The 25,363-nt window shown below is 59.6% G+C and carries 20 protein-coding genes and 1 tRNA gene; 9 read left to right on the top strand and 12 right to left on the bottom strand.

Annotation, left to right across the window (positions count from 1 at the left end; all coding sequences use genetic code 11):
* Positions 1 to 52: 52 nt before the first annotated feature.
* The gene (metF, locus tag GOV53_RS11030; RefSeq protein WP_170466576.1) at positions 53 to 919 is read right to left on the bottom strand and encodes a methylenetetrahydrofolate reductase [NAD(P)H]; all 867 of its coding nucleotides are present in this window, start codon (positions 917 to 919) and stop codon (positions 53 to 55) included.
* A gap of 94 nt (positions 920 to 1,013) precedes the next feature.
* On the opposite strand from metF, the gene GOV53_RS11025 reads away from it, so the two are divergent.
* Together GOV53_RS11025 and GOV53_RS11020 are read left to right on the top strand one after the other, a co-directional pair.
* Entirely contained in the window at positions 1,014 to 1,919 is a 906-nt protein-coding gene (locus tag GOV53_RS11025; protein WP_170466573.1) for a LysR family transcriptional regulator, read from the top strand.
* Between the two features lie 96 nt (positions 1,920 to 2,015).
* Complete coding sequence (locus tag GOV53_RS11020) at positions 2,016 to 2,801, top strand: inositol monophosphatase family protein (protein ID WP_170466571.1); 786 nt, start codon at positions 2,016 to 2,018, stop codon at positions 2,799 to 2,801.
* A gap of 55 nt (positions 2,802 to 2,856) precedes the next feature.
* On the opposite strand, the gene bhcD is transcribed toward GOV53_RS11020, so the two are convergent.
* The 4 genes from bhcD to bhcA form a co-directional block, all read right to left on the bottom strand.
* On the bottom strand, positions 2,857 to 3,846 hold the full coding sequence (gene bhcD / locus GOV53_RS11015; protein WP_170466569.1) for an iminosuccinate reductase BhcD: 990 nt from the start codon (positions 3,844 to 3,846) through the stop codon (positions 2,857 to 2,859).
* A gap of 81 nt (positions 3,847 to 3,927) precedes the next feature.
* Complete coding sequence (gene bhcC / locus GOV53_RS11010; RefSeq protein WP_170466566.1) at positions 3,928 to 5,091, bottom strand: 3-hydroxy-D-aspartate aldolase BhcC; 1,164 nt, start codon at positions 5,089 to 5,091, stop codon at positions 3,928 to 3,930.
* 12 nt (positions 5,092 to 5,103) lie between these two features.
* The gene (gene bhcB, locus GOV53_RS11005; RefSeq protein ID WP_170466563.1) at positions 5,104 to 6,078 is read right to left on the bottom strand and encodes a beta-hydroxyaspartate dehydratase BhcB; all 975 of its coding nucleotides are present in this window, start codon (positions 6,076 to 6,078) and stop codon (positions 5,104 to 5,106) included.
* Positions 6,079 to 6,088: 10 nt separating this feature from the next.
* Positions 6,089 to 7,279, bottom strand: coding sequence for an L-aspartate--glyoxylate aminotransferase BhcA (gene bhcA, locus GOV53_RS11000; RefSeq protein WP_170466560.1), 1,191 nt, complete (start codon positions 7,277 to 7,279; stop codon positions 6,089 to 6,091).
* 190 nt (positions 7,280 to 7,469) lie between these two features.
* Here bhcA and GOV53_RS10995 point away from each other — a divergent pair, with 190 nt between their 5' ends.
* On the top strand, positions 7,470 to 8,291 hold the full coding sequence (locus GOV53_RS10995) for an IclR family transcriptional regulator (RefSeq protein ID WP_170466557.1): 822 nt from the start codon (positions 7,470 to 7,472) through the stop codon (positions 8,289 to 8,291).
* 7 nt (positions 8,292 to 8,298) lie between these two features.
* Here GOV53_RS10995 and GOV53_RS10990 read toward each other — a convergent pair whose 3' ends face one another.
* Together GOV53_RS10990 and putA are read right to left on the bottom strand one after the other, a co-directional pair.
* On the bottom strand, positions 8,299 to 9,042 hold the full coding sequence (locus GOV53_RS10990) for a rhomboid family intramembrane serine protease (protein ID WP_170466554.1): 744 nt from the start codon (positions 9,040 to 9,042) through the stop codon (positions 8,299 to 8,301).
* Positions 9,043 to 9,084: 42 nt separating this feature from the next.
* Positions 9,085 to 12,486, bottom strand: a complete 3,402-nt coding sequence (gene putA, locus GOV53_RS10985; RefSeq protein ID WP_170466551.1) for a bifunctional proline dehydrogenase/L-glutamate gamma-semialdehyde dehydrogenase PutA — start codon at positions 12,484 to 12,486, stop codon at positions 9,085 to 9,087.
* Between the two features lie 102 nt (positions 12,487 to 12,588).
* Between putA and GOV53_RS10980 the strand changes: the two genes are divergently transcribed.
* Positions 12,589 to 13,077 carry an Lrp/AsnC family transcriptional regulator gene (locus tag GOV53_RS10980; RefSeq protein WP_170466548.1) on the top strand — a complete coding sequence of 163 codons (489 nt, stop codon included), beginning with the start codon at positions 12,589 to 12,591 and terminating at the stop codon, positions 13,075 to 13,077.
* Between the two features lie 30 nt (positions 13,078 to 13,107).
* Complete coding sequence (locus GOV53_RS10975; RefSeq protein WP_170466545.1) at positions 13,108 to 13,674, top strand: tetratricopeptide repeat protein; 567 nt, start codon at positions 13,108 to 13,110, stop codon at positions 13,672 to 13,674.
* Between the two features lie 55 nt (positions 13,675 to 13,729).
* Here the strand turns inward: GOV53_RS10975 and GOV53_RS10970 are convergent, their stop codons facing one another.
* Positions 13,730 to 15,619 carry a PhoX family protein gene (locus GOV53_RS10970; RefSeq protein WP_170466542.1) on the bottom strand — a complete coding sequence of 630 codons (1,890 nt, stop codon included), beginning with the start codon at positions 15,617 to 15,619 and terminating at the stop codon, positions 13,730 to 13,732.
* Between the two features lie 340 nt (positions 15,620 to 15,959).
* Here GOV53_RS10970 and GOV53_RS10965 point away from each other — a divergent pair.
* The 4 genes from GOV53_RS10965 (at position 15,960) to GOV53_RS10950 (ending at position 20,963) form a co-directional block, all read left to right on the top strand.
* Positions 15,960 to 16,034 (top strand) — tRNA-Gly (locus GOV53_RS10965).
* A 128-nt stretch (positions 16,035 to 16,162) separates the two neighbouring features.
* Entirely contained in the window at positions 16,163 to 17,983 is a 1,821-nt protein-coding gene (locus GOV53_RS10960) for an ABC transporter transmembrane domain-containing protein (RefSeq protein WP_170466539.1), read from the top strand.
* Positions 17,984 to 18,137: 154 nt separating this feature from the next.
* Positions 18,138 to 20,027, top strand: a complete 1,890-nt coding sequence (locus GOV53_RS10955; RefSeq protein ID WP_170466535.1) for an acyl-CoA synthetase — start codon at positions 18,138 to 18,140, stop codon at positions 20,025 to 20,027.
* A 12-nt stretch (positions 20,028 to 20,039) separates the two neighbouring features.
* Positions 20,040 to 20,963, top strand: a complete 924-nt coding sequence (locus GOV53_RS10950; protein WP_170466532.1) for an alpha/beta hydrolase — start codon at positions 20,040 to 20,042, stop codon at positions 20,961 to 20,963.
* Here the strand turns inward: GOV53_RS10950 and GOV53_RS10945 are convergent, their stop codons facing one another.
* From GOV53_RS10945 to GOV53_RS10930, 4 genes are all read right to left on the bottom strand, one after another.
* Entirely contained in the window at positions 20,964 to 21,800 is an 837-nt protein-coding gene (locus tag GOV53_RS10945) for an alkaline phosphatase family protein (RefSeq protein ID WP_170466529.1), read from the bottom strand.
* A 148-nt stretch (positions 21,801 to 21,948) separates the two neighbouring features.
* On the bottom strand, positions 21,949 to 23,586 hold the full coding sequence (locus tag GOV53_RS10940; protein WP_170422951.1) for an ABC transporter ATP-binding protein: 1,638 nt from the start codon (positions 23,584 to 23,586) through the stop codon (positions 21,949 to 21,951).
* Positions 23,583 to 24,398 (bottom strand): ABC transporter permease, encoded by an 816-nt coding sequence (locus tag GOV53_RS10935; protein ID WP_170466526.1) that lies wholly within the window; start codon positions 24,396 to 24,398, stop codon positions 23,583 to 23,585. Before GOV53_RS10935 ends, GOV53_RS10940 begins: the two co-directional genes overlap by 4 nt.
* Positions 24,395 to 25,351, bottom strand: a complete 957-nt coding sequence (locus tag GOV53_RS10930) for an ABC transporter permease (protein WP_170466523.1) — start codon at positions 25,349 to 25,351, stop codon at positions 24,395 to 24,397. Before GOV53_RS10930 ends, GOV53_RS10935 begins: the two co-directional genes overlap by 4 nt.
* Between the last annotated feature and the right edge of the window lie 12 nt (positions 25,352 to 25,363).

Raw genomic sequence — 25,363 nt, 5'->3', positions numbered from 1 at the left:
TTGTCCTTGCGGTCTGAGGCGCGCATGTGGCAACGACGCGCCCCCGACCTATTCAGGCCACATTTTGCAGCTCGGCTTTGGGTGTGATGCCAAGGGCAAAACACACGTCGCGCGTCAGCTCGGGGCGGTTCAACGTGTAGAAATGCAGCTTGTCCACGCCGCCGTCGATCAGGTCCGAACACAGTTCGGTGCACAGGGCCGTCGCAAGCAAGTCTTCGCGGTCGTCACGGATGGCCTTTTCAAACGCGTGCTCAACCCAGTCAGGGATATGCGTGCCGCAACGTTTGGCAAAGTTCCGGGCGCCTTTCCAGTTCTCAATCGGTAAAATTCCGGGAACGATGGGCTTGTCGATACCAGCCTTTTCGCAGGCGTCGCGGAACCGGAAGAACGTTTCGGCTTCAAAGAAAAACTGGGTCAAAGCTTCGTCTGCACCTGCTTCCAACTTGGCCTTCAGCCAATCAACATCAGACCGTGCATTGGGTGCTTCGGGGTGAATATCCGGATAGGCGCCGACGCGGATGCTGAACATCTCGGTTTCCGCCAGGGCTTCAATCAATTCGACCGAGTTGGCAAAACCTTCGGGGTGAGGCTCAAAACGGTCGTGACCCTTCGGCGGATCGCCCCGAAGGGCCACAATGTCCTGGACGCCGGCGCGAGCGAAGGTATCCGCGATTTCCAGCGTTTCCTGGCGTGAGGCATCGACGCACGTCAAATGCGCAGCGACCGGCAGGCCCGAGGATTTGTGCAGCGTCGCAACAGCGTCGCGCGTCAGTTCCCGTGTCGTTCCGCCCGCGCCATAAGTCACCGAGACAAAGCGCGGATCCAGCGGTGCCAGCGTCTGAACCGTATCCCATAGGCGGAAAGAGGCTTCGAGGGTTTTGGGCGGAAAGAACTCGAATGAAATTTCTGGCTTGGTCATCTCGGCCTCATAAACTTGCGTCTCGGACCTTGTGCCACTTCGGGTCATGTGAGACAAACTCATAATATTCAAGAACAACATGAGTCCTGCTTCAATGCACATCGAATTCCGTCACCTGCGCACGATCAAGGCGATCCATGAATGCGGTGGTCTTGCCCGTGCGGCGGACCAGCTGAATATCACCCAGTCCGCGCTGAGCCATCAGATCAAAGGATTGGAGGATCAAGCGGGCGTTGAGTTGTTCTTGCGTCGGTCCAAGCCGATGAAGCTGTCGGCAGCTGGGTTGCGCCTGCTGCGGCTGGCCGAACAGATTTTGCCGCAAGTCGAGGCCACGCAGCAGGAATTCTCGTCCCTGCGCGATGGGCGTACGGGACGAATGCACATCGCTATCGAATGCCATGCCTGTTTCGAATGGCTGTTCCCCGTGCTTGAATCTTTCAGGAAATCCTGGGGGGACGTCGATGTCGATATCCGTCCCGGTTTGGCGTTTGACGCCCTGCCAGCCTTGCAGAAGGAAGAGGTCGATCTGGTCGTCTCGTCCGACCCCGAGGATTTGCCGGGCATCGAGTTTATCGAGCTTTTTGATTATGACGCCGTGTTCGTCGCGGCCTCATCGCACCCGCTGGCCCAGAAAGAGTTCATCGAGGCTGAGGATTTCCGGGGTCAAACCCTGATCACTTACCCGGTCGAACGCACGCGTTTGGATATTTTCAGTCAGTTGCTGATCCCTGCGCGGGTCGAACCGGCAGCGATCCGTCAGGTCGAGCTGACGGCTGTGATCCTGTTGCTGGTGGCGTCGAACCGCGGCGTGTCCGTTCTGCCCGACTGGGTTGTGCGTGAGGTCAAGTACAACTCGGACTACGTCACCCGCCCTCTGACCAAAGACGGGATCACTCGCAGGCTCTACGCGGCGGTGCGGACCGAGGACCTTGAAAAACCCTATATGCAAGAGTTGATCCAACTGGCCGGAACCGAGGCGCGCAAGCTGCAACAGCAATAGGCGCAAAACGCGGGTCTGCTATGCGCATCATTCCTCTTGGCAAGGGCGCTTTGCATCAGTATACGCGCGGTTTGACCGGACAGGAGCCTTTGGACAATGGTTGGCAGTGCAAACCTCAACATCATGATCAAAGCCGCGCGCAAAGCGGGGCGTTCTTTGGTCAAGGATTTTCGTGAAGTCGAGAACCTTCAGGTGTCGATGAAGGGTGCGGGCGACTTTGTCTCCAAAGCTGACATTGCTGCCGAGGCGATCCTGAAAGAGGAACTGCTGGGCGCACGTCCGACCTATGGCTGGCTGGCCGAGGAAGGTGGTGCGATTGACGGCGAAGACCCAACCCGCCGTTGGATCGTTGACCCGCTGGACGGTACCACGAACTTCCTGCACGGTCTGCCGCATTGGGCGATCTCGATCGCTCTGGAACACAAGGGCAAGATCGTCGCCGGTGTGATCTATGACGCCGCCAAGGATGAGATGTTCTTTGCCGAGAAAGGCGAGGGCGCTTGGATGAACGACACTCGTATCCGGGTTTCGGGCCGTCACCGCATGATCGAGTCGATTTTCTCGACCGGTCTGCCGTTTGGTGGTCGCTCGGACCTGCCCGCCACGCTGCAGGATCTGGCGCGTCTGATGCCCGCCTGTGCTGGTGTGCGCCGCTGGGGAGCGGCTGCTCTGGACATGGCTTACGTGGCCGCTGGCCGCTACGAAGGGTTCTGGGAGCGCCGCCTGAATGCTTGGGACCTCGCCGCCGGGATTATCATCGTGAAAGAGGCGGGTGGCTTTGTTCAGGCACTGAACCCCGAAGGCAACGTGCTGGAAGATGGCGAAGTGATCTGCTCGAACGAGCCGATCTTTGACCAATTCGCCAAAGTGATCCGGGGCTGAAACCTCGACCGACCGATTGAGTAAGCGCGCCCCGATTTAGGCGCGCTTTTTCGTTTCAGAGTATGGCCGTTTCGGCCAGCCCATTCTCATCGGCCATTCGAGCGGCGACGTGTGCAACGGCGAGGTCTTGTAGTCCGACGCCTGTTCCGTCGAAGAGGGTGATTTCCTCGGCGCTGGTGCGGCCCGGATGGTCGCCATTGATGACGGCGCCGATGGGGGTGATTTGGGTCTCGGTGAGGGCGCCGTTTGCAATGGCGTGCTGGGCCTCTCCGATGGTGATGGATTGGGCGACCTCATCCGTGAACACGGTGGCCGAGGCGACCAGTGCCGGGTCGACTTCCATCTTGCCCTTCGTATCAGTGCCCATGCAGGCCAGATGGGTGCCGGGTTTGATCCAGTCTTTCATCAGCAGCGGTTCAAAGGCCGAGGTGATGGTGATGATGACATCGGCCTGCGCGCCCAGTTCTTCCTGGGTGACGGGTTCGAACTCCAGACCGATCTCGTTGGCGACCGCACCCAGACGGGGCAGCATGTCGGGATGCGGGTTCCAGGCGACGACTTTTTCAAAGTCGCGCTGCTCGGCAGCGGCGCGCAGCTGGAAGGCGGATTGGTGGCCTGCGCCGACCATGCCCAGAACCTTGGCGTCGGTGCGGGCCAGATGGGCAATCGACACAGCCGAGGACGCGGCGGTGCGTACGGCGGTCAGGTAATTGCCGCCGACCAGTGCCGAGAGACGCCCGGTATCGGGGTCGAACAGGAAGACGGTGGACTGGTGATTGGTCAGGCCCTTGTCCATGTTGCCGGGCCAGTAGCCGCCGGATTTGACGCCCAGCACCTGACCGGCGCGGTCAAAGCCGGATTTGAAGCCGTACAAAGCGTCGGCATAGCCGATGGCCTCACGAATGACCGGGAAGTTATAGGCGTCGCCACGCGCCATGGCGGCAAAGACGTCCTGCACCGCGTCAAACGCCTCGGCGCGGCCAACCAGTTGCTGGCAGAGGTCTTCTCCGACGATCAGCAGGGGTTTGTCTGTCATATCTTTCATGACCTTTTCCTTAAGCTCTGGGGTGCAGGTCCGGGCGGCAGGGGAAGGGAGAACTGCCGCCCAGGACGCATGTGCGGCGGCTTAGTAGGCCTTGCCGCGGGCAGAGACCGGCCAAAGCGCTTCGACCTTGCCGTTCCGAACACCCACATACCAATCATGCACATTGGCGGTCGGGTCACAGTGGCCCGGCACCAGATGCAGCTTGTCATTGACCTTGAGAACACCATCCGGGTCGGCCACCACGCCGTGCTCGTCGGAACATTTGACGTATTCCACATCCGTGCGCCCGAAGATCACCGGCAAGCCGCTGTCGACCGACTGGGCCTTGAGGCCGGCGTCCACGATGGCCTTGTCGGCCTTGGCGTGGCTCATGACGCTGGTGAGGATGAAGAAGGCGTTCTCCCATTCGCCGCGGTCGATGCGGTTGCCGTTCTCATCGAGGATGCGGCCATAATCGGCATCCATAAAGGCGTAAGAGCCGCATTGCAGTTCGTTGTACACGCCCGAGGTGCTCTCGAAGTAATAAGATCCGGTGCCGCCACCGCCGACAATGTCGCAGTCCAGCCCTTCGGCCTTGAGCCCGTCGACGGCGTCTTTGACCTGTGCCACGGCGATGTCGATCTTGGCTTTGCGGTCTTCGTACAAGTCCATGTGCTGCATCGCGCCCTGATAGGCCTGGATGCCCGCGAACTTGAGCCCCGGCGCCGCGTCGATGGCCTTGGCGATGGCAATGACCTCGGGTGTGGTGGTCACACCGCAGCGGCCCGCGCCGCAGTCGATCTCGACCAGACATTCGATCTGGGTGCCGTGGCGCTGCGCGGCCTCGGACAGATCAGCGACGTTGGCGATATCGTCAACACAGCAGATCGTGCGCGCGCCCAGCTTGGGCATGCGCGCCAGCCGGTCGATCTTGGCCGGGTCGCGCACCTGATTGGACACAAGCACGTCCTTGATGCCACCGCGGGCAAACACCTCGGCCTCCGAGACCTTCTGACAGCAAACGCCACAGGCCCCGCCCAGCTCGACCTGCAACTGCGCCACGTCGACGGATTTGTGCATCTTGCCATGCACCCGGTGGCGCATGCCGTGGGCCTTGGCGTAGTCGCCCATCTTCTCGATATTGCGCTCCAGCGCGTCCAGATCCAGCACCAGCGCCGGAGTCTGGATCTCGGATGCGTCCATGCCGATGGCGGCGGGGATGTCGTAGCCGACCTCAAGCTGATCAATATTCACAGGCATATTCATCTCTCTTCCTCCTCAGCCCTTGATCCAGGGCAGTTTGTCCAGATCCACATTGCCGCCAGTGATGACCACGCCGACGCGTTTGCCTTTGAACACCTCGGAGTGCTTCAGAATGGTGGCCAGCGGCACGGCGCAGCTGGGCTCCATCACGATGCGCAGGTGTTTCCAGGTGGTCTTCATCGCGGCGATGATCTCGTCTTCGCTGGCGGTGTGGATGTCGCTCACGAAGTTCGACACAAAGTGCCAGGTGTTTTCCTTCAGCGGCACTTTCAGCCCGTCAGCGATGGTGACCGGCGCGTCATCGGCGATGATGTGACCGGCCTTGAAGCTGCGATAGGCATCATCTGCCTGTTCCGGTTCCGAGGCATAGATCTGCACCTCGGGCGCGAGGTTCGAAAGGGTCAGGCAGGTGCCCGAGATCATGCCGCCGCCGCCAATCGGTGCAACCACTGCGTCCAACCCATCGGTCTGCTCCAGCAGTTCCGCCGAGCAGGTTGCCTGCCCCGCAATCACGCGCGGGTCGTTATAGGGGTGCACGAACTCGCCGCCCGTGCGGGCCTGCACTTCGGCAAACACCGCCTCGCGCGAGGTGGTCGAGGGCTCGCATTCGGTGATGATCCCGCCATAACGGCGCACCGCGTCCTTCTTGGCCTGCGGGGCCGTACGTGGCATCACCACGTTGCAGGGGATGCCCCGGCGACCAGCAGCATAAGACAGGCTGAGCGCATGGTTGCCGCTGGAATGGGTGCAAACGCCGCGCTCGGCGGCCTCTTCATTCAGGCCAAAGACCGAATTGCAGGCCCCGCGCACCTTGAAGGCACCGGCCTCCTGGAAGTTCTCGCATTTGAAGAACAGTTGGGCGCCGGTCAGATCGTCCAGATAGTCGGACCGCAACACCGGGGTGCGGTTGATATGCGGTTTGATCCGCTCATGCGCCTCGCGCATATCGGCGAGGGTCAGGCAATCGGCTGTGGTCATTGAATCCAACATCAGGGCCTCCTTACGCTGCGGATTGCATGGGGGCGGCATGGCCCGCGCGGAAATACTCCTGCGCTGCCGCGACACCGCTGCCCAGCTCGATCGGGTAATCCAGATCGGCCATGGCCATTTCGATCGTCGCAAGGCCGGACAGAACCATCACATCCGTCAGGCTGCCCAGATGGCCGATGCGGAAGGCCTTGCCATTCATCTCACCCAGCCCGATGCCAAAGCTGACGCCATAGGCGTTGAACGCGTGATCTGTCAGCGCATTGCTGTCGAAGCCTTCGGGCACATAGATCGCGCTGACCGTGTCCGAGTAGAGATCCGGCGACTGCGCCACCAGCTCCAGCCCCCAGGCGGCGGTGGCTTTGCGCACGCCCTCGGCCAGACGGAAATGGCGGGCATAGACATTGTCGAGCCCTTCCTCGAACAGCATCTTCAGGCTTTCGCCCATGCCGTAGATCAGTTGCAGCGGCGGGGTATAGGGAAAGCCGCCCGAGGCGTTCGCGTTCATCATGTCGCGGAAGTCAAAGAAGGTGCGCGGCAGCTGGGCGCTCTCCATCGCCGTCAGTGCCTTGGGGCTGACGCACAGGATCGCCATGCCGGTGGCCAGCATAAAGCCCTTCTGCGAGCCGGAAACTGCGATATCCACGCCCCAGTCATCAAATTCAAACGGCATCGAGGCCAGAGAACTGACGCAATCCACAAACAGCATCGCCGGATGGGCGCTGGCATCCATCGCCTGGCGCACGGCTGCAATATCCGAGCGCACGCCGGTTGCCGTCTCGTTATGGGTGACCAGAACCGCCTTGATCTCATGGGCCTTGTCAGCGGCCAGAGCCTCGGCAAACTTGTCTGCCGGTGCGCCGCTGCCCCATGGGCAGTCGATGATCTGAACATCCAGCCCGTGCCGTTGGCACAGGTCGATCCAGCGGTGGCTGAACATGCCATAACGCGCAACCAGTACCCTGTCGCCGGGACTGAGCGTATTGGTCACCGCAGCCTCCCACCCGCCCGTGCCGCTGGCCGGAAAGGTAATGACTTGACCCGAGGTGGTGCCAAACACGCGCTTGGTGTCCTCCAAAACAGGCGCAAACGTCTCAACAAAGTCCGGCGCGCGGTGATCCTGCGTCTGGACTTGCATCGCCAGACGCAACCGATCCGGGATGTTCGTCGGGCCCGGAATAAAAACTGGGTTTTGGTTGGACATCACTTGTTCCTCCGCTTTGGAGACAAGTGTCCGGGAAAACCTCCCTTTACGCAATTTTATTGAAAAATATTTTCATTTTTGCGATTAAATAATCAAAGCACTGTTTTTATGACATTTTCCGTTTTTCATTTTTGTTTTGCCAAATTTGGCGGTTCAAAAAGAGTCGGAGCAAAAGAAGGCGAAGCAAAGAATGAACACTCAGAAAAGGCCGCGCGGCAGGCCTAAATCGCTATTCAAGGAAAGCTCGGCCGGGACCATGCAGTCGCTGGACCGGGCACTGGGCGTATTGACCTCGGTCGCGCGGTTAGAGCGCGCAGCGCTGAGCGATCTGGCGCGCGAGGTCGATGTGCCAACGGCCACCACACACCGCATACTGACGACCTTGCAGAAGCACGGCTTCGTGGCTTTTGACGACGAGCGTCAGGAATGGATGATCGGGATCGAGGCTTACCGGACGGGCGCGTCCTTTCTGCGCCGCAATAGCGTCATTGAGATTGGTCGGCCAATCCTGCGGCGTCTGATGCAGGATAGCGGCGAAACCGCCAACCTCGCCGTGCCAGACGGGGCAGAGGTGGTCTTTGTCGGGCAGGTCGAGACGCCAAATCCGATCCGCGCTTTTTTTCCGCCGGGCGCGCGAACACCAATGTATGCCTCTGGCACCGGCAAAGCGATCCTCGCGGCGTTGAGCGAAACGGCGCTGGCCAAGACGCTTGGTGCGGCGAGTCCCGTTGCGTTTACCGCAAGTACGCTCACGCCCGGTGAGGGGCTACAGAAAGACCTGGCCGAGACACGCACACGTGGTTGGTCGCATGACAGCGAAGAACGGTACGAAGGCATGTCCTGCATTGGTGCTGCGATTTTCAACGACCGGGGCGAGCCATGCGCGGGGATTTCCGTCTCGGGCCCGACAGCACGGTTTGGCACGGATCGAGCTCCCGAGCTTGGCGAATTGGTTCTGGCGGCGGCGCTTGAAATCACGCAGCTCAGCGGAGGTCACAACCCGACCCGATAAGGTCAGTTTATCTCCGGGGGATACGTGGAATACGGGACTGAGAGAGGTTGTATTTTTTCTCAGGATGCGGCGGATGGCCGTGCGTGCGGCTCCAAAACCCGGTGCCGCCGCGCCGCAGCCAAAGTGGGATGCACAAGACAAGCCCAACAAAAAATCCGCCCGTATGGGCCCAGTAGGCCACCCCGCCTTCGTCAGGGTTGCTGGCCAAACTTCCAAAGAACTGGATGGCAAGCCAAAGCCCCAGCATGACAAAAGCCGGGATCGTGAAAATGCGGAAATAGACGATCAGGATCAGCAGGATATCGACGCGGGCCTTAGGAAACAGCAACAGGTAGCCGCCCATGACCCCTGCAATCGCGCCAGAGGCTCCAATCGTCGGCACAACTGAGTCCGGGGCTGTCATGACGTGGATTAGGCCTGCACCCACTCCGGCCACGAGGTAAAACAGAAGAAAGGGCAGGTGACCCATCTCATCTTCAAGGTTGTCGCCGAAGATCCAGAGGAACAGCATGTTTCCGGCCAAATGCATCCAGCCACCATGCAGGAACATCGAGGTGACCAGAGTATCGAACGCGAACCCGTCCGTAATGCGCGCAGGGATGACTGCGTAGTCGTAGTACAGCTGATTGATCAGCCGGGCATCATGCATGATCCCCACATAGCTGAGGAAAATCAGGATATTGGCCGCCATCAACAGATAGACAACGTAAGGTGTGCGCCCGGAAGGGTTATGGTCACGGATCGGAAACATGGGGGGACGCTGGGCTTTTCCCGGCCCAGCGTCAAGGTATGCTTACGCCGCACCACCCAACAAAGCGGCGTTACCGCCCGCGGCTGTGGTATCAACGCAGACGTGGCGTTCACCTAGCACACGGCTACGGTCAGGCAGGCCGGGGATCAGCGGCAGGATCGGACCGGCGCGGCGGGCCAGATGGCGTTCGATCTCCGCTGCTGTATCTTCGTCTCCCCACCAAAGAACGCCCGAGATTCCGACCACGTTCTCAAGACGGTGCAAATCCAAAGTGCCGGTTGCCTGAATGGCAGCGCCGCCCAAGGTCTCAACGGCTTGGGCTTGCGCGCGCGCCGCATCAGGGCCGGGGCCCATGCACAGCAACGGGGCACGGGGAAACTCGCTCAACCGGTTGGATTCCCCAGTCGGGCCGGGCAGGGATTTGGTTTGCGTGGGCGCCGGCGACCCCTGAGCATCTGGCAATTCGCTCATGGTGTTGTCCCATTGCGCGTCGACCTGCTGCCGGTTGTGGGCGCAGAATCGGGTCATGTAGTTCGGTCCGCCCGCCTTGGGGCCGGTGCCTGACAGACCTTCGCCCCCAAAGGGTTGAGACCCCACAATTGCTCCGATCTGGTTACGATTGACGTAGATATTGCCAGCATGCACCGCTTCGGTGATGTGCTGAACGCGATCGTCGATCCGCGTGTGCAGGCCAAAGGTCAATCCGTACCCGGTTGCGTTGATGTCCGCGATGACCTGATCGATGTCAGAGGCTTGGAACCGCGCGACGTGCAGAACCGGCCCGAAAATCTCACGCTCCAGCGCCGCGATTCCGGGAATTTCGATCAAGGTCGGCGCAATGAACGTCCCGTCGGGCGGTGTGGGCATCTCTTTCAGCACGCGCCCCTCGGTCCGCGCCTTTGCGATGTGATCTGCGATACCTTGCCGCGCGGCCTCGTCGATGACCGGGCCGCAATCGGTTGAGATCAACCACGGATCGCCCAGCTGCAGGACCTCCATCGCACCGGTGAGCATGGTGAGCAGGTCATCGGCGACGTCCTCTTGTACATAGAGACAGCGCAAGGCTGAGCAGCGTTGCCCGGCTGACTGAAACGCACTTTCAATGATCGACTGAACGGCTTGTTCGGGCAAGGCGGTGCTGTCCACGATCATCGCGTTCAAACCGCCGGTCTCGGCGATCAGCGGCGTGCCGGGGCGCATGTTGTCGGCCATCGCTGCGCGGATTTTCATTGCGGTCGCAGTGGACCCGGTGAAGGCCACGCCCGAGACGCGCGGGTCTGATGTCAGCGCAGCGCCGACTGCAGGGCCCCCGGGCAGCAGCTGCAGCGTGTCGCGGGGGACACCAGCTTCATGCAAGAGTTGGACGGCTCGGTGAGCGATCAGGGGCGTTTGTGGCGCGGGTTTCGCAAGAACCGCATTTCCAGTGGCTAAAGCAGCAGAGATTTGCCCTGTGAAAATCGCCAATGGAAAGTTCCACGGGCTGATGCAGGTGAAGATGCCTGCCGGTTCGGCCTCGGGGATATTCGCCGCGTAGTAGCGCAGGAAATCGACCGCCTCGCGCAGCTCAGCCACTGCGTCGGGAACGGATTTTCCTGCCTCGCGCGCGAGCAAGGCGAATAGTTCGCCAAAATGTGCCTCATACAGATCGGCCGCCGCGTTCAGGATGCGGGATCGATCTGCTTGTGGTGTTTGCCATGGAGAGGCAGTCGCCAGCGCAAGCTCCACGTCTGCGGCACTGGCCGGGGCGACAGCGCCAGGACGGTCCTGCGGTTGCGCAGGGTTGGTAACGGCTTGATCCTGTTCTGGGTTTGCATCGCCGGACAATAACGGCTGTGCATACCAATGGTGCGCCCGAAACGCATCCCGCGCGGCATCGATTCTGTCCAGCGTCGGAGTATGGTGCAGATCGAACCCTTTAGAGTTCTTTCTTTCCGGCTGGAACAGGTCTGGGCCAGTTGGCAGGGGCCGGGTCTGCTCCTTCAGGGTCAGGAACGGATCTGCCGCAACGTCCTCTGGCGGAACTGTCTCATCCACGATTTGGTTCACGAAGGACGAGTTCGCCCCGTTCTCGAGCAATCGCCGCACAAGATAGGCCAGCAGATCCCGATGCGCCCCGACCGGAGCATAAATCCGGCAGCGCGTGTTGTTTTGATCTTTGACCAGTTGATGCAAGGTCTCGCCCATGCCGTGCAGGCGTTGGAATTCGTATGGCTGGTCATCCGCCATATTCAGGATCGCACTGACGGTATGCGCGTTATGAGTGGCGAATTGCGGATAAATCCGGTCCGTCATGCCCAGCAGTTTGCGGGCATTGGCGATGTACGAGATATCCGTCGCGGCCTTTCGGGTGAACACGGGGAAGCCATCGACGCCCTCGACCTGGGCGCGCTTGATCTCGGTATCCCAATAGGCACCTTTCACCAGCCGAACCATCAGTTTGCGGTCGTGACGTTCAGCCATTTCATACAACGTATCCAGAACAACCCCGGCACGCGGACCATAGGCCTGAACCACAATGCCCAAACCGTCCCAGCCGGTCAGAGCAGGCTCGGTCATTACCGCCTCAACGACCTGCAGGGACAACGATAGTCGGTCGGCCTCTTCGGCGTCCACGTTCAGGCCCATACCCGCCGCTTTGGCCAGCAGGGCCAGTGCGCGCAGCCGCGGCACCAGTTCGTCCATCACACGGTCTTCCTGCGCTAGCTCATAGCGTGGATGCAGTGCCGACAGCTTTACGGAAATCCCCGGATTGGCGCGGATGTCATCGTGGGTGCAGGCCTCGGCAATGGCCGCAATCGCCCGCGAGTAAGACAGGTGATAACGCGCGGCATCTGCTTCGGTCCGGGCGGCTTCGCCCAGCATGTCATAGGAATAAGTGTAGCCCTTGGCCTCCATCCCGCTGGCGCGGTCCATGGCGGACTGAATCGTTTCGCCTAGCACGAACTGGCGACCCATTTCTTTCATCGCGCGCCCGACGGCGGTGCGGATCACCGGTTCGCCCAGCCGCTTGATTGCACCGCGCAAGACACCAACCGGAGAGGTCTTGTCTTCGTCGAGCACTTTGCCAGTCAGCATCAGCGCCCAGGTGGATGCATTGACCAAAGAGGACGACGATTGCCCAAGGTGTTTCCCCCAGTCGGACGGCGCGATCTTATCTTCGATCAGCGCGTCGATCGTATCGGCATCAGGAACCCGCAGCAGTGCTTCGGCCAAGCACATCAGCGCGACCCCTTCGTCTGTGGACAGGCCGTATTCGGCCAGAAAGACCTCCATCATTCCCGGCGAGGTGCTGGACCGGATGTCCCGCACCAATTGCGCCGCCGCCGCGCAGATTGCGGCGCGACTGGTATCACTCAGATCAGCTTGCAGGATCAGTGCATCAAGGACGGCAGATTGATCTGCATAGGTTTGGCCATCGATATGGGTGCGCAGGCTGTGTGACATAAATCCTCCGGTCTTTTGAGTAATATAGTGTCGATTTTCCGGGTCGATGGACTTAAATTAGGAGAATGATAGGCGTTCAGCCTGAATTTTGGGGCGCAAACGATGCAAAAAGACTTTCCGGAGTTAGACCGGTTCGACAGGTCAATTCTGACTATTCTGGCAGAGGATGGCCGCATCCCCGTCGCGGACCTTGCAAGGCGTATCGGGCTGTCCAAGTCCCCGACGCAAGCGCGGGTCAAGCGTCTTGAGGCCGATGGGATCATTACTGGATACCGGGCCATGCTGGACCCCATTCGCCTTGGGCTGGATCACGTTGCCTTTGTTGAGGTCCGCCTGACCGACACGCGTGAAAAGGCGTTGGCCGAGTTCAACGCCGCCGTTCGCAAAGTACCGGAAATCGAGCAAGCTCATATGATCGCGTCAAATTTCGACTATCTTTTGAAGATCCGCACCGGTTCGATGTCGGAATATCGTGCGGTACTGGCCGAGAAAATCTCATCCCTGCCGCATGTCGCCAGCACCTCTACCTTCGTGGCGATGGAGGCCGTGAAGGAAACCGGCGTGTCCGGTGCTTTGGATACGATAGGTTGACGAACGCCCTCCACGGGTCACCATTGGCGTATGAAACGCTTAGCTTATGCCCATGTCTTTTGTGTGCTGACCGCGTTTGCGGCCCATGCTCAGGACTGCCCCGTATCACCCGATCATACCGCAGATGTGTCTGCGGTCTTGGCGCAAATCCAATCGGCCAATTCCGAACAGGACGCGCGTGCCTTATCTGGTCAATTGTGGGAGTTTTGGACCGATGCCCCGGACGAGCAGGCTCAGGCGGTGCTGGATCGGGGAATGACACGCCGGAACGCATGGGACCTGTTGGGGGCGATCGAGGATTTTGACAAACTGATCGCCTATTGCCCAACCTATGCCGAAGGGTACAACCAACGGGCCTTTGCCCACTACCTGCGGCAGGATTTCCAATCTGCCCTGCCTGATCTGGAGAAGGCGATCGAACTGTCACCCAATCATGTGGCAGCGATCAGTGGTCGCGCACTGACCTTGCTGGGCCTTCAGCGCATTGATGAAGCGCGCGAGGCTCTCTCTCAGGCTTTGGAATTGAACCCGTGGCTTTCCGAACGCCACCTGATGGCAAAGGGCGGGCCGCTGGCATTGCCCGGCGAGGAAATCTGAAACGCAAAACGCCCCCGAAACCATAAAGGCCGGGGGCGTTTCGTTTTGGTTCGGCTTAACCGACCAGACCGTTATCGGCGCGCTTGATGGCGATCACCGACGAACGCGGCGTACCACCATCGGGCCAGTTGCTGCCGGGGTGCTGAATTCCGACAAACATGGTGCGCAGGTCGCTGGACCAGGCCAGGCCGGTGACTTCACAGCCGTTCGGGCCGGTCATGAAGCGCGCAATCTCGCCGGTGATCGGATCGCCAACCAGCATCTGGTTGTTGCCGCTTCCTGCGAAGTCTTCCTCGTTGTCGTCATTGCCGTCTGTCTGGATCCAGATCAGGCCGGTCGAGTCGATGACCATGCCATCGGGCGAGTTGAACAGGTTACCCTCGTTCACATTCGCTGATCCGGCGCGGGCATCCGAGTGCACGGTCGGGTTGCCTGCCATGACGTACAGATCCCAGTCGAACCCTTCGGCGGCGTGGTCGTCATTGGCCGGGCGCCAGCGCACGATCTGGCCGTACTTATTGGCCTCGCGCGGGTTCGGGCCGTTGACAGACGTGTCATCACCGCCAGCATTCGGCTTTACGCCGCGGTTCTTGTTGTTGGTCAGGCAGCAATAGGCCTCAACCGCAACAGGGCTGGATGCCACCCACTCGGGGCGGTCCATGGTGGTGCCGCCGACCTTGGAGGCCGCCATACGGGTGAAAATCGAAATCTCAGCTGCTTCCATGCCGGTGGTTTCCGGGGTCAGAGCCAGCCATTCGCCAGTGGCGTCGTCGTTGAACTTGGCGACATAAAGCGTTCCGTCGTTCAGCAGGCTCTCGGTTTCGCCGCCCGGCTGGTAGGTGCCGTTCGAGACGAACTTGTACAGATACTCGCCCCGCTCATCATCGCCCATGTAGACAACCACGCGGCCATCAGCAGCCAGGGTCACCTCGGCATTCTCGTGCTTGAAACGGCCCAGACCGGTGTGCTTGACCGGAGTGCTGTCCGGTTTGGTCGGGTCGATTTCAACGATCCAGCCCGCGCGGTGCGGTTCGTTGGGGTTTTTCGACGTGTCGAAACGCGGATCGAACAGTTCGTACCCGTTCCAGCTTTCGGCTTTGACGCCGTAGCGCTTGAAGCCGTCTGCAACCGCTTGCTCGTAGCTGGCGTTTTCGTCCGACGAGCCGAAGTAGCCGTTAAAGTTTTCTTCGCAGGTCAGATACGTGCCCCAGGGCGTTTTGCCCGCACCACAGTTGTTCATGGTGCCCAGAGACGCGGTGCCGGTCGGATCAGCCTCGGTCTTCAGCAGGTCGTGACCCGCGGCAGGACCCACGATTTTCATCGGAGTGTTGTGGTGAATGCGGCGGTTGAAGGGGCTGTCTTTGACAACCGACCAGCCGTCTGTGCCTTCGGTGATTTCCATCACGGTAACACCCTGAATGTTCTGCAGTTTCAGGACATCATCAGCGTTGGCGGGTACACCTTCCTGCGCAGCCGGCATGTTGATCTTGCGGTTCGGATACTCGTGGTTGATCGCGATCAGCTCGTGACCTTGGAACGAGAATGTCTCCATGCCATCGGTATTTTCACCAAAGATACGGTCCGATTTTTCGACCGGGCCACCCTCGGTGATGTCATAGCCGTCCGCGTCCGAGAACAGCGGATCGCCCCAGCGCGTCATGACTTTCCATTCGTATCCTTCAGGAACATGCACCGTGCCGTCGGTTTGTGCAGCGATCGGCTTGAAGGCAAAGCGCGACGCTTCTGCGGCCTGCGCCGAAGTCGAGCTGAGTAGGCCAGTGCCCATCACGGCCGCGCCCGAGCCAAACGCCAGAACGCCACCCAGGAACCCACGGCGGGAAATTGCGCTTTCGACAACGCGGTCAAAGTCGTTTTCCTCGGGGCGGGGGAAGTGCAGCTCGTCCCAATCGTCGGCGGACAGGTTGGTCGAATCAACGTCTTTCATGGATAGCTCCTGGCTGTCTGAGTGAATTTGGTGAACGCGACTTAGGGACTCTTTGTGACAGGTTCGTAACGGTTGCATGAAGGATTTAGGACGGGTCCGGGGTGTTCAAACTCGCTTTCGGTTTTTGGTATAGAAATCAATGTATCAGCGCTGAAATTGGTTTGAAAATCACGATGAGGTGCCATTCGGTCGCAGGGCAACCAATCATCCCGCGCAACTTGGCGAATTCAAGGGGCAGCGCGCATGACAGTTTGAAACTTGTGGCTGCAATGAATTTGAAATCTGCTTTCGAACGGCGCTTGACGGCATCTGACGCATCGCATAAACCAGCCAACGCTGAGCGGGCGTCGTATACTGGCTATTACCTCAGCCTTCCAAGCTGATGAAGCGGGTTCGATTCCCGCCGCCCGCTCCAAGTCAGCCCCCCAAATTCTGCGTCAAATGGCCCTTTTTGTAAGGGGTGTATATTGTGGTTCTTGACCCCGCTGGCGACGGTCGCCAAGAAGCGGGAACTTTAGTGCGAACACGACGTAAGGGCCGAAAATGGCGAACTCTGCCTCAGCCAACTCCAAGGGTAAACCTGCACCCGGCGCGACGGAAGAGCGCGCGGGATCGCGAAAAATTGGCGTTTTGTCCTCTCTTTGGCCGTTCATGAAGCCTTATCGCATGCTGATGATCGGCGCGACGTTGGCGCTGGTTTTGACGGCCAGCATGACGCTGACTTTGCCACTGGCAGTGCGCCGCGTTGTCGATAACTTTCGCATCGAGGATGGCGAGCTGCTGGATTGGTACTTCCTTGCAGCCCTGGTCATTGCCGCCGTTTTGGCAGTGGGGACGGGGATCCGCTATGCCCTCGTCACCCGGCTGGGAGAGCGCGTCGTTGCTGACATTCGCAAAGCCGTGTTCGACCGCGTAATTGGGATGAGCCCTGAGTTCTATGAACGGATCATGACCGGCGAAGTGCTTAGCCGGATTACGACTGACACCACACTGATTCAGTCGGTTCTGGGATCGTCAGTCTCGATCGCGCTGCGCAATCTGCTCATGTTTGTCGGCGGGCTGGTTTTGATGCTGCTGACCTCGGCCAAACTGACCGGAATGGTGCTATTGCTGATCCCGGTCGTGGTTGTCCCAATTCTGGTTCTCGGCCGCCGCCTTCGCGTGATCAGCCGGGAGAACCAGGATTGGATCGCAGCCTCCTCCGGCAATGCGGGCGAGGCTTTGGGCGCGGTGCAGACCGTCCAAGCCTTTACCCATGAGCAGGCCAGCCGCAAGCAGTTCAGCGATATGACCGAGACCTCGTACATCGTCTCGCTGCGGCGTATTCAGACCCGTGCTGTGCTGACTGTGATCGTGATCTTCTTGGTTTTTTCCGGGATCGTCGGCGTGCTCTGGATGGGCGCAAATGATGTCCGCGACGGGGTCATGACCGAAGGCGTTCTGATCCAGTTCGTGATCTACTCGATCATCATGGCCGGTTCGGTCGCCGCCCTGTCCGAGATCTGGAGCGAATTGCAACGCGCAGCGGGTGCGACCGAACGATTGGTCGAGTTGCTGAATGCCGAGGATACAGTAACCGACCCGGCAAAAGCGGCATCGCTGCCGTCGCCTGTGCGCGGCGAAATTCGGTTCGACAATGTCACTTTCCGCTACCCGGCCCGGCCAGATGTCGTCGCCTTGGACCAGCTGAGCCTGTCGATCAAACCTGGTGAAACCGTCGCCTTTGTCGGCCCGTCCGGTGCCGGTAAAACGACGGTCATCCAGATGATCCAGCGGTTCTACGATCCTGATAGTGGCCATGTCAGCCTGGATGGTGTCGACCTGCGCGATCTGGACCGGTCAGATTTCCGCCAACACATGGCTTTGGTGCCGCAGGACCCGATCATCTTTGCTGCGTCGGCTCGTGAGAACATTCGGTTCGGACGTCTGGATGCAACCGATGCCGAGGTCGAGGCTGCTGCGCGCGCCGCGGCAGCGCATGAGTTCATCTCGAAGCTGCCCGAAGGGTATGACAGCTTTGTCGGTGAACGCGGCGTGATGTTGTCGGGCGGTCAGAAACAGCGGATCGCCATTGCCCGCGCCATTCTGCGCGACGCGCCGGTTCTGCTGCTGGACGAGGCAACCTCGGCATTGGACGCTGAAAGCGAACGGGCTGTACAAGGCGCCGTAGACCAGATGCGGGCAGGGCGCACCACCCTGATCGTGGCCCACCGTCTTGCGACCGTGAAAAAGGCAGACCGGATTGTGGTTATGGAAGTCGGGCAGATCGTGGCGCAGGGCACGCATGAGGATCTGGTAGATCAGGATGGTCTTTATGCCCGTCTCGCGCGCCTGCAATTCACCGACGGCGTTGCGGCAGAATAAGCTTACGCGAGGGAAATCGCCGCGCGTCGCTGCGTAACACTACAAAATCGGCCATCGCACCACTAACCCGTCGCTTGCACCTGCGCGGTTTTGATCCCATCTTGCTTGAGGAGACAACCGCGCGAGACGTGGGAGAAGAACAGGGAGGAGCCACATGGCCTTTGTGGGTTTGGAAGACAAGGCGAGGATTGAGCAGGAAATGTCGTGGGAAGATCGGGATGTTCCGGTCACATTCCACCAGTTGCTGTCGCGTACGGCGGGCAAATTCCCAAACAGTAATGCGGTCAGTTTTCAGCTGTTGTCCGGTGCGACGGACAAGGCCGAGACGCTGACGTGGTCGCAGCTGCTGGGCAAGGTCAATCAGGCCGCAAACCTGTTCCGGTCATTGGGCATCGGTGAAAAAGACGTGGTAGCTTATGTGCTGCCAAACTGTAACGAGACACTGGTCACGATGATGGGCGGCGCGGTCGCCGGTATCGTGAACCCGATCAACCCGCTGCTAGAGCCCGAACAGATCGCCGCAATCCTGCGCGAGACCGGGGCCAAAGTGGTCGTGACGCTCAAGTCCTTCCCGAAAACGGATGTGGCTCAGAAGGTCGAAGAGGCGGTGCGGCATGCGCCAAATGTCAAAACCATCCTCGAGATTGACCTCAACCGCTACCTGACGCCGCCAAAGTCTTGGCTGGTGCCGTTCCTGCGCCCAAAGATGGGCGACAAGGAGAAACTGGCCCACGCAGACTACAAGAATTTCAACAAAGAGCTGGCTAAACAGCCAACGACGCTGACGTTTGAGGACAGCAAGGAAGATCGCGTTGCCTGCTACTTCCATACCGGCGGGACGACCGGTATGCCGAAAGTCGCGCAGCACAAATACTCGGGCCTGATCTACAATGGTTGGCTTGGCCACACGCTCCTGTTCTCGGACGAAGACGTGATAATGTGCCCGCTGCCGATGTTCCACGTATTCGCAGTCCACGTGATCATGATGGCTGCGGTTTCCTCAGGCGCGCACGTGGTCTTCCCGACACCTGCGGGGTATCGCGGCGATGGTGTGTTCGACAATTTCTGGAAGCTGATCGAACGCTGGAAAGTGACGTTTATCATCACTGTTCCAACCGCAATCGCCGCCAAGATGCAGCGCCCGGTAGACGCAGATATCTCAAGCGTGAAAACGGCCTTCTCGGGCTCGGCCCCGTTGCCGGTGGAACTGTTCCGCCGGTTCGAAGAGGCAACCGGTGTCACCATCGTCGAAGGCTATGGCCTGACCGAGGCCACTTGTCTGGTGTCCTGCAACCCGGTGGATGGCGAAAAGAAGATCGGTTCGATCGGTATTCCGTTCCCCTACACCGACGTGAAAATCCTGCTGGATGGTCCTGATGGGCCTAAGGAATGCGGCTCGGACGAGATTGGGGAGATTTGTATCTCGAACCCCGGTGTTTATGCAGGCAACACCTATACCGAGGCCGACAAGAACGTTGATCTGTACCATTTCGACAAGTACCTGCGCACAGGTGACCTGGGTCGGTTCGACGAAGATGGCTATCTTTGGATCACCGGCCGCGCCAAGGATCTGATCATTCGTGGCGGTCACAACATTGACCCCGCCGAGATCGAAGAGGCGCTGCTGGGGCACGATGCTGTGGCCTTTGCCGGTGCCATCGGGCAACCGGATCCCTACGCGGGCGAAGTCCCTTGTGCCTTTGTTGAACTGGTCGATGGTGCCTCGGTGACCGAAAAGGAACTGATGGAATATTGCGGCGTGCATGTCCACGAGCGCGCAGCACAGCCCAAGCACATGACCATTCTGGACGAATTGCCAAAAACCGCCGTTGGTAAGGTTTTTAAGCCTGAACTGCGTAAACAGGCCATCACGCGCATCTACAACGGTGCGTTGGAAGAGGCCGGTCTAGGCGCGCGCGTGGTGTCGGTGACCGACGACAAGAAACGTGGGCTTGTCGCGCAGCTTGACGCGAACGGTTCCTCCGAGGACGATGTCAGCAAAGTGCTGGGAACGTATACCCGGCCGTGGGAATGGGCTGCCTGACCGGGAGGGGACATGGATTATGAACGTCTGATTGATGAAGAAACCTGGGCGTTCATAAAACGAACGGCTGAAAGCTATCCTGATGATGCGGTCGAGTTGTCGATCGAAGATCAGCGCGGCGTGTATGACGCGATGTGCAAGGACTTTCGCCAGCCTCGCCCGCCAGGGGTCGAAACACAGAACAGGCACGCCGATGGCGTGCCTGTTCGCGTCTACACCGCAGGAAACCCCACCAGAACCGTTGTCTATTTCCACGGGGGCGGTTTCGTAGTTGGTGGCCTGGACAGCCACGACGACGTGTGCGCTGAGATCTGCGCGCAAACCGGGTACCGGGTTGTTGCGGTGGATTATCGCCTGTGCCCCGAACATGTCCATCCGGCGCAGTTTCAGGATAGCTGGACTGCAACGAATTGGGTCGTACAGGAATTCGGCGATCCGATTGTCCTTGCCGGAGACAGCGCCGGTGGAAATCTTGCCGCGGCCGTGGCGCATCATGGTCGAGGACGGCTGGACAATTTTCTTGGGCAGGTGCTGATCTATCCTGGACTGGGCGGTGACACGTCGAAGGGCTCGTATGTCGAACATGCCCACGCGCCGCTTTTGACACTGGACGAAGTTCGTTTCTATGAGAAAGTCCGTTGCGGCGGCAATGTTCCGGAGAGTGACCCGACCTTTGCGCCGCTCCACGACGCCGATTTCTCGGACCTGCCGCCGACCGTTGTGGTGACTGCGGATTGCGACCCGCTGCGAGATGACGGGCCCAGCTATTGCGACAAGATCACTGCCGCAGGTGGGCAGGCGCATTGGATCAACGAACCTGGCCTCGTTCACGGTTATCTGCGGGCGCGCACCAGTGTGAAGCGCGCCGCAGACAGCTTTGAGAGGATTTCGGTCGCCATCGAGGCGCTAGGCCAGAGCATCTGGCCCTACGACTGATTACTTCAGGAACGGTTGGGCTTTCATCGTCTCGGCGATCGGTGCACCCATACGGTCCAGAATCGTTGGTGCAAGTTGCAATTGGTCGATCACCGTGTCGACCTCGGGACCTTCGGCGTCGCCAAAGTAGTAAAGCGCGGTCTCCTGTTGCAGCGCGCTGCGGCCGCCGTGGTGACCGCGTTCATCCTGGCCGTGATCTGCGGTTACGATCACCTCAAACCCCAATTGCCGCCAGCGGGGGATGAAGGGCGCCAGCATTTCGTCGGCAACAAAACAAGCGTGATCCATTTCCTCGCAGTCGTGGAAGAACCGATGGCCCATGCTGTCCAGCGTGCAGGTATGCAGAATGCCGTAGTCCAACCCAAACCGCAGACACAGGTTGGTCAGCGTGCCGTACAGGTCGACATCGGACGGTGTCATCTGGTTGGCCTTTCCATAGCCGGTCATCGTGTGGAAACGGCCGTGGTTAATCGTCTTGCTCTCTGGCTCGTCATACTCGATATCGCGGACGTAATCGAAGGGATGGCGATTGAAGAATTGCGACCAATAACTGTGGGTGACGGCTCCGGTCACGCCGCCAGCTTCGCGCACTTGGCTGAACACGTCTTTGTGGTCTAGCCGGAATACGTTGCCGTTGCCGGTGCAGCCGTGTTCCTGAGGGGTGACGCCGGTATGGATCGAGGCATAGCAACTGGCCGAGGTCGACGGCAGGACCGCACGCATTTTCCAGACCCGCGCCTCGCCGCTGTCAACCCAACCTTCAAGGTTGCCAAACAAGCGACGGAAATTGCGCCACGGAACGCCGTCCAGAATGATGAGAAGTAGTTTGCGATCCATGTTCCGGCCTTTTGTTCTGATATGCGGCGACCCTAGGGGATTCGAACCAACAGGCCTGCCCGTTCGCGCCCCCAATAGCAAAATCCCGACACCTGTCATCCAACAAGGCGCCGGGATTTCGAAATTTCATCGAACTGTCACGAAGCGATCAGTTCCCTGCGCTCTCCATTTTGCGGTGGGCGACGACCTCTTCCAGCCAGCCCAGGTGCATTTCCGGCACCGAGCTCAGAAGTAGATCGGTATAGTCATCGAACGGCGGGCTCAGCACCTGCGACTTGGGGCCATAGCGGACCACGCGTCCCTGATACATCACCGCGATACTGTCGCTGATCGCGCGCACCGTCGCCAGATCGTGAGTGATGAACAGATAGGCCACATCCTCGATCTTTTGCAGATCCAGCAGCAGCTTGAGTATGCCGTCCGCAACAAGAGGATCGAGCGCCGAGGTGACCTCATCGCAGATGATCATCTTGGGCTTGGCCGCCAGCGACCGCGCGATGCACACACGCTGTTTCTGACCACCGGACAGTTCCGCCGGATAACGGTCGATGAACTTTTCGCCCAGCTCAATCTCATCCAACAGTTCGATGATCCGCTTGCGTTTTTCGGACCCGCGCATGTTGAAGTAGAACTCCAACGGACGACCGATGATCGTACCGACGGTCTGACGTGGGTTCATCGCCACGTCCGCCATCTGATAGATCATTTGCAGCTCGCGCAGGTCCTCGCGCGTGCGCCCGGCCAGATCAGGGCTGAGCTTGCGCCCGGCGAAATTGATCTCACCATCGCGCGGAGGCAGCAGGCCGGTGATCACCCGTGCCAGCGTCGACTTGCCCGAACCGGACTCGCCCACGACGGCCAGCGTCTGCCCCGGATGAAGCTCGACATTGACGTTGTGCAATACGTCGAAATTCAGCCCCTTATAGCGCGCGGTGATGCCGTCAACGCTCAGCACCGGTTCCGGTGTGGGCTGCTTTTCTTCGTGTTCGATCGAGCGGACCGAGACCAGCGCCTGAGTGTATTCCTCTTGCGGGTTGTTGATGATCTGATCGGTGGTGCCGTATTCGACCGTGTTGCCCATCCGCAGAACCATGATGTCGTCGCTGACCTGAGCGACAACGGCAAGGTCGTGGGTGATGTACAGGGCAGCAACGCCAGTGTCGGCGATGGCCTCTTTGATCGCCATGAGAACGTCGATCTGCGTGGTCACGTCCAAAGCCGTGGTGGGTTCGTCGAACACCACCAGATCGGGCTCGGGACACAGCGCCAGTGCCGTCATACAGCGCTGCAGCTGACCACCCGAAACCTGGTGCGGGTAACGGTCGCCGATATTGTCAGGGTCGGGCAGACCCAGTTTGGCGAACAGTTCGCGGGCACGGCCCTCGGCCTCTTTACGGCTGAACTTCTTTTGCTCGACCGCAGCCTCAACAACCTGATCCATGATCTTTTTGGCTGGGTTGAAGGACGCCGCGGCGGATTGGGACACATAGGTGACCTCGCCACCGCGCAGCTTGCGGATATCGCCATGCGAAGTTTTCAGGATATCGCGCCCGTTGACCCAGACCTCGCCGCCGGTGATTTTGACACCGCCACGGCCATAGGCCATCGAGGCCAGACCGATCGTGGATTTCCCGGCACCCGATTCACCGATCAGGCCCAGCACCTTGCCGCGCTCGAGGTCAAAGCTGACCCCGTGCACGATTTCGATGTCATGGGGTTTTTCACCCGGCGGATAGACGGTCGCGCCAATCTTTAGGTCGCGGACCTTGAGAAGGGTATCACTCATCCCCGACCTCCTTTCAGCGATGTGGTACGGTTCAGAACCCAGTCAGCGACAAGGTTGACCGAGATAGCCAGCGTCGCGATAGCCACAGCGGGGTAAAGCGCCGCGCCAATGCCATAGACGATGCCATCCTTGTTTTCCTTCACGATGCCGCCCCAGTCAGCCAGCGGCGGCTGAACGCCCAGGCCAAGGAAGGACAGGGTTGAGACGAACAGAACCATGAAGATGAACCGCAGGCCCAATTCCGCAACCAGCGGAGACAGAGCGTTTGGCAGGATTTCACGGAAGATGATCCAGACCTGACCTTCGCCACGCAGCTTTGCCGCCTCGACATAGTCCATCACGGCAATATCCACGGCCACGGCACGGGCCAGTCGGTAAACGCGGGTTGAGTCCAGCAAACCCATGACGATGATCAAGACGGGAACGGTTACTGGCACCATTGCCAGAACCACAAGCGCAAAGATCAGTGTCGGGATCGACATGATCAGATCCACGGCACGTGACATGACCTGATCGGCCCAGCCGCCCAGAACAGCGGCCAGAAAGCCAAGGATCGAACCTGTTACAAAGCTGAGGATGGTCGCAGCGGTGGCAATAAAGATCGTCGTGCGCCCGCCATAGATCATACGGCTGAGAAGATCGCGGCCAATGTTGTCGGTGCCCAGCCAGAATTGCGAACTGGACGGCTCCCACACGTCGCCGACGACCTCGGCCATGCCATAGGGGGCCAGCAGAGGGGCGAAAATGGCGATGATGAAGTACAGGGCTGTGAAGGCCAGCCCGATAATTGCAGAGATTGGGATATTCTTCATTTCGGATGCCTCAGCCTTGGGTTGGCCAGAATGGCAACGATGTCTGCAATCATGTTCAGTCCGATGTAGATAGCAGCGAAGATCACGCCGCAGGCCAGAACCACCGGCACGTCACGCTTGGTCACGTGGTCCACCAGGTACTGCCCCATGCCGGGATAAACGAACACCACCTCAACCACGACGACGCCGACAACCAGGTATGCGAGGTTCAGCATCACCACGTTAACGATAGGCGCAACCGCGTTGGGGAAAGCATGGCGGTAGATGACCTGAAAATTGCTCAGACCTTTCAACTCGGCCGTTTCGACATAGGCCGACTGCATCACGTTCAGGATTGCCGCTCGAGTCATGCGCATCATGTGTGCTAGAACAACCAGCGTCAGCACGATGACCGGTAGAGCGATAGAATTCAGTTTTTGCCCGAAGGACATACTGTCGTTGATCATCGCCAGAGGCGAGAACATGCCCAGCTTAACAGCAACGAAATAGACCAGAACGTAACCGATCAGGAATTCGGGGATGGAGATCGTGGTCAAGGTCACAGCTGAAATCAGCTTGTCCGGCCAGCGATTGCGATAGCGGACGGCCAGCAGGCCGAGGAAGATGGCAAGTGGAACCGATACGATTGCGGCCCAGAACGCCAGAAACAGAGTGTTGCCCAGACGGTTGCCGATCGAATCCGCAATATCCAGTTTGTTTGTAAGGGATTGACCCAGATCGCCCTGCAGGATGCCACCCAGCCATTCAAAATAGCGGGTCAGGGCCGGGCGGTTCAGGCCCATTTCTTCGCGCAGGTTTGCCAGCGCTTCAGGGGTTGCAGCTTGGCCCAGGACCGCTTGCGCAGCGTCGCCGGGCAGGGCTTCGGTGAGGCCGAATATCAGAGCCGATGCACCGAAGAGGAGCAGGAGTCCCAGCGCCAGGCGCTGGGAAACCAGTTTGATGATAGGATGCATTAACTGTGGGCC

It is taken from the genome of Ruegeria arenilitoris, from assembly GCF_013035315.1.
Taxonomy (GTDB): Bacteria; Pseudomonadota; Alphaproteobacteria; order Rhodobacterales; family Rhodobacteraceae; genus Ruegeria; species Ruegeria arenilitoris_D.
The sequence above is the reverse complement of the archived record's forward strand: the minus strand, read 5'-3'. Positions and strand labels throughout refer to the sequence as shown.

Bases quoted from the DNA above. Each gene is read 5' to 3' on its own strand.
- metF (WP_170466576.1), bottom strand. From the start codon at position 919: ATGACCAAGCCAGAAATTTCATTCGAGTTCTTTCCGCCCAAAACCCTC.
- GOV53_RS11025 (WP_170466573.1), top strand. From the start codon at position 1,014: ATGCACATCGAATTCCGTCACCTGCGCACGATCAAGGCGATCCATGAA.
- GOV53_RS11020 (WP_170466571.1), top strand. From the start codon at position 2,016: ATGGTTGGCAGTGCAAACCTCAACATCATGATCAAAGCCGCGCGCAAA.
- bhcD (WP_170466569.1), bottom strand. From the start codon at position 3,846: ATGAAAGATATGACAGACAAACCCCTGCTGATCGTCGGAGAAGACCTC.
- bhcC (WP_170466566.1), bottom strand. From the start codon at position 5,091: ATGAATATGCCTGTGAATATTGATCAGCTTGAGGTCGGCTACGACATC.
- bhcB (WP_170466563.1), bottom strand. From the start codon at position 6,078: ATGTTGGATTCAATGACCACAGCCGATTGCCTGACCCTCGCCGATATG.
- bhcA (WP_170466560.1), bottom strand. From the start codon at position 7,279: ATGTCCAACCAAAACCCAGTTTTTATTCCGGGCCCGACGAACATCCCG.
- GOV53_RS10995 (WP_170466557.1), top strand. From the start codon at position 7,470: ATGAACACTCAGAAAAGGCCGCGCGGCAGGCCTAAATCGCTATTCAAG.
- GOV53_RS10990 (WP_170466554.1), bottom strand. From the start codon at position 9,042: ATGTTTCCGATCCGTGACCATAACCCTTCCGGGCGCACACCTTACGTT.
- putA (WP_170466551.1), bottom strand. From the start codon at position 12,486: ATGTCACACAGCCTGCGCACCCATATCGATGGCCAAACCTATGCAGAT.
- GOV53_RS10980 (WP_170466548.1), top strand. From the start codon at position 12,589: ATGCAAAAAGACTTTCCGGAGTTAGACCGGTTCGACAGGTCAATTCTG.
- GOV53_RS10975 (WP_170466545.1), top strand. From the start codon at position 13,108: ATGAAACGCTTAGCTTATGCCCATGTCTTTTGTGTGCTGACCGCGTTT.
- GOV53_RS10970 (WP_170466542.1), bottom strand. From the start codon at position 15,619: ATGAAAGACGTTGATTCGACCAACCTGTCCGCCGACGATTGGGACGAG.
- GOV53_RS10960 (WP_170466539.1), top strand. From the start codon at position 16,163: ATGGCGAACTCTGCCTCAGCCAACTCCAAGGGTAAACCTGCACCCGGC.
- GOV53_RS10955 (WP_170466535.1), top strand. From the start codon at position 18,138: ATGGCCTTTGTGGGTTTGGAAGACAAGGCGAGGATTGAGCAGGAAATG.
- GOV53_RS10950 (WP_170466532.1), top strand. From the start codon at position 20,040: ATGGATTATGAACGTCTGATTGATGAAGAAACCTGGGCGTTCATAAAA.
- GOV53_RS10945 (WP_170466529.1), bottom strand. From the start codon at position 21,800: ATGGATCGCAAACTACTTCTCATCATTCTGGACGGCGTTCCGTGGCGC.
- GOV53_RS10940 (WP_170422951.1), bottom strand. From the start codon at position 23,586: ATGAGTGATACCCTTCTCAAGGTCCGCGACCTAAAGATTGGCGCGACC.
- GOV53_RS10935 (WP_170466526.1), bottom strand. From the start codon at position 24,398: ATGAAGAATATCCCAATCTCTGCAATTATCGGGCTGGCCTTCACAGCC.
- GOV53_RS10930 (WP_170466523.1), bottom strand. From the start codon at position 25,351: ATGCATCCTATCATCAAACTGGTTTCCCAGCGCCTGGCGCTGGGACTC.